This is a genomic window from Actinomadura sp. KC216, from assembly GCF_004348535.1.
In the GTDB taxonomy this organism is placed as follows: Bacteria; Actinomycetota; Actinomycetes; order Streptosporangiales; family Streptosporangiaceae; genus Spirillospora.
Genome location: NZ_SMJX01000524.1, coordinates 1 through 3,519, shown reverse-complemented (window position 1 = coordinate 3,519; position 3,519 = coordinate 1). Strand labels below are relative to the sequence as shown.

Genomic DNA, 3,519 nt, shown 5'->3' with positions numbered 1-3,519 from the left:
GCTCGGCGGGGGCCTCGGCCGCGGGCGCCTGCCGCGCCTCGGCGGCGGGGGCGCCGCCGCCGGAGGGCGCCTCGCCCTCGTCGCCGATGACGGCGAGCTCCGCGCCGACCTCGACGGTCTCGTCCTCGGCGACGGTGATGCTGGTCAGGATGCCCGAGGCGGGGGAGGGGATCTCCGTGTCGACCTTGTCGGTCGACACCTCCAGAAGCGGCTCGTCGGTCTCGACGCGCTCGCCCTCCTTCTTGAGCCAGCGGGTGACGGTGCCCTCGGTGACGCTCTCGCCGAGCTGGGGCATGGTGACGGAGACCGGCATGTCTCAGCTGCTCCTTCGGAATACTCGTTGCGGCGTTCAGCCGTGTACGTGCAATGGTTTGCCGGCGAGGGCGAGATGCGCCTCGCCGACCGCCTCGGACTGGGTCGGGTGCGGATGGATCAGCTGGGCCACCTCGCCCGGGAGCGCCTCCCAGTTGTAGATGAGCTGCCCCTCCGCGATGAGCTCGCCCACGCGCGCCCCGACCATGTGCAGGCCGAGGACTGGACCGTCCACGGCCGCGATCACCTTGACCTCGCCCTGCGTCCCCAGGATCTTGCTCTTGGGGTTGCCGGCCAGGTCGTAGGTGACCTCCTTGATCTCGTACCCGCGCTCGCGGGCCACGGCGGACGTGATGCCGACCGAGGCCACCTCCGGGTCGGAGTAGGTGATGCGGGGAACGCCGTCGTAGTCGATCGACGCCGGGTCGAGCCCGGCGACCCGCTCGGCGACGAGGATCCCCTCGGCGAACCCGACGTGGGCGAGCTGCGGTGTCGGGATCAGGTCGCCGACCGCGGAGATCGTGGGGACGTTCGTCCGGCAGTACTCGTCGACCTTGACGAACCCGCGCTCGGTCTCGACGCCGGCCTCGGCCAGGCCGATGCCGTCGGAGACCGGGCCGCGGCCGACGGCGACCAGCAGCAGCTCCGCGTCGATGGTCTTGCCGCCTTCGAGGGTGACGGAGATGCCGCCCTGGGTCGGCTTGGCGCTCTCGAAGCGGGTGCCGAGCTCGTACTTGATGCCGCGCTTGCGGAAGGCACGCTCCAGCCGCTTGGAGCTGGACTCCTCCTCCAGTGGCAGCAGGTGCGGGAGGGCCTCGACGATGGTGACGTCCGCGCCGAACGAGCGCCAGACGCTGGCGAACTCGACGCCGATCACGCCGCCGCCGAGGATGACGACGGAGCCGGGCACGCGGTCGAGCCGCAGCGCGTGGTCGCTGGAGATGACGCGCTCGCCGTCGATGTCGAGGCCGGGCAGCGACTTCGGCTGCGAGCCGGTGCCGAGCACGAGGTGGCGCCCCTCGACGGTGCGGGTCTCGCCGGCGGCGGTCTCGACCTCGACCGTGGTCGGGCCGGTGAGCCGCCCGGTGCCGTGCACGATCTCGATGCCCTTGGCCTTGATCAGCCCGGTGAGGCCCTTCACGGTCGTCGTGACGACCTTGTCCTTGTAGGCGTGCACGCCCTCGATGTCGATGCCCTCGAAGGTGGCCTTCACGCCGAACTTGGCGGCTTCGCGGGACTGGTCCGCCACCTCGGCCGCGTGCAGCAGCGCCTTGGTGGGGATGCAGCCGCGGTTGAGGCACGTCCCGCCGAGGGACTCGTCCCGCTCGATCAGCGCGACGGACTTGCCGAGCTCGGCGGCGCGCAGCGCGCACGCGTAACCGCCGCTGCCGGCACCTAGGACGACGATGTCGAAGGGGCCGTTGTCAGCCACTGGACGCTCCCTTTCCCCGGGGTCGTGACGCCGCGTGGACCGGGCGCCACTTCAGGTGGTCGTAGTCCGGGGCGGGCGCGCCGGTCGCGGGCCCCCGCCGCCACAAGGAATCTATTCTGTTCTCCACCCCGGACAGCGGGCGGGGCCCCTGCAGAATTCCTGCGTCCCGCTCTCCGGGACCCTACAGAACTCCGGCGGCCAGGTCTTCGGCTATGCGGACCAGCGTGCGGACGGCGACGCCGGTGCCGCCCTTCGGGGTGTAGCCGTAGGGCTCGCCCTTGTTGAAGGCCGGGCCCGCGATGTCGAGGTGGGCCCACTTGACGCCGTCCGGCACGAACTCCTTGAGGAACGTTCCCGCGGTGAGCATCCCGCCCCACCGGTCGCCGCTGATGTTGGCGATGTCGGCGACGGCGGAGTCGAGGCCCTTGCGCAGCTCCGCCGGCAGCGGCATGCCCCAGACGGTCTCCCCGGCGCGCCCCGCCGCCGCGACCACCTTCTCACGGACGTCGTCGTCGTTGGCCATGACGCCGGTGGTGCGGGTGCCGAGCGCGACGAGCTGCGCGCCGGTCAGCGTCGCGACGTCGATGAGGAGGTCGGGGGAGTCCTCGCCGGCGCGGACGAGGGCGTCGGCCATGACGAGCCGGCCCTCCGCGTCGGTGTTGAGGACCTCGACGGTCTTGCCGCCGTAGATGCGCAGCACGTCGGACGGGCGCTGCGCGGTGCCGGACGGCATGTTCTCCGCGATCGCCATGTAGCCGACGACGTTGAGCTTGGGCTTGAGCCTGGTCATGGCGGCGAGCGAGCCGAGCACGGCGGCCGCGCCGCCCATGTCGGACTTCATCCAGTCCATGGCCTCGGACGGCTTGAGGGACAGGCCGCCGGAGTCGAACGTGATGCCCTTGCCGACCAGGACGAGCGTCTTGGCCGCCTCCGGGTGGGCGTAGGCGAGCCGGACGAGCCGCGGCGGGTTGACAGACCCCTGCCCGACGCCCGTGATGCCGCCGTAGCCGCCCTCGACGAGCGCCTTCTCGTCCAGCACCTCGATGGCGAGGCCGGTCTCCCCGGCGACCCGCTCGGCCTCGCCGGCGAGGTCTTCGGGGCACAGGTGGGACGGCGGGGTGTTGACCAGGTCGCGGACGAGCGTGACGGACGCGGCGAGGACCCGGGCGCGCTCGACGGCGGCCTCCTCGGACACCGGAGCCAGCAGCCGGATCTCCTCGACCGGGCTCTTGTGCTCGTCGCCGGTGCGGTAGGCGTCGAAGGAGTAGGCGCCGAGCAGCGCGCCCAGCGCGACGGCCTCGACGTCGTCGGCGGACGAGGCGGGGAGCGCGACGGCGACCTTCGCGTGCCCGGCGAGGGCGCGGACGGCGGCGCCCGCCGCGCGGCGGACGTCTTCGGCGGAGGGCGTCTCGCCCAGCCCGGCGGCGACGATGACCTTGGCGGCGACGGCGCCGAGCGCGGGCAGCTTCGTGATCTCGCCGGCCTTGCCGGTGGCGCCCAGCGCGGCGAGGGCCTCGGCGAGCCTGCCGTCCAGCGCGCGGTCGAGGCTCTCGGAGCCGGCGGCCGGGGCGGCACCCGTCCCGGCCGGTGCGACGCCGATCACGATGGCGTCGACGTCGATACTTGCCAGGTCTGTGCCGTCAAGGCTGATGCTCGTCACGTAGCACGATGTTAGTCCCACCGGTGACCGGTTTCGCCCTTTTGGATCAAGCATTGCCCGTGCTGGGGGCGGGTGTGGCGAGCCGTGACGAAGCGTCCGGGCCGCGCTCGCGGGG

3 protein-coding genes are annotated in these 3,519 nt (G+C 72.5%); all 3 read right to left on the bottom strand.

The window, feature by feature from the left end:
* Window positions 1–313 (bottom strand): biotin/lipoyl-containing protein (locus E1264_RS41420; RefSeq protein ID WP_347813458.1); only part of this gene is annotated, 313 nt, incomplete at its 3' end.
* Between the two features lie 36 nt (window positions 314–349).
* On the bottom strand, window positions 350–1,744 hold the full coding sequence (gene lpdA / locus E1264_RS41415) for a dihydrolipoyl dehydrogenase (RefSeq protein WP_132182868.1): 1,395 nt from the start codon (window positions 1,742–1,744) through the stop codon (window positions 350–352).
* 181 nt (window positions 1,745–1,925) lie between these two features.
* On the bottom strand, window positions 1,926–3,404 hold the full coding sequence (locus tag E1264_RS41410) for a leucyl aminopeptidase (protein ID WP_243711492.1): 1,479 nt from the start codon (window positions 3,402–3,404) through the stop codon (window positions 1,926–1,928).
* Between the last annotated feature and the right edge of the window lie 115 nt (window positions 3,405–3,519).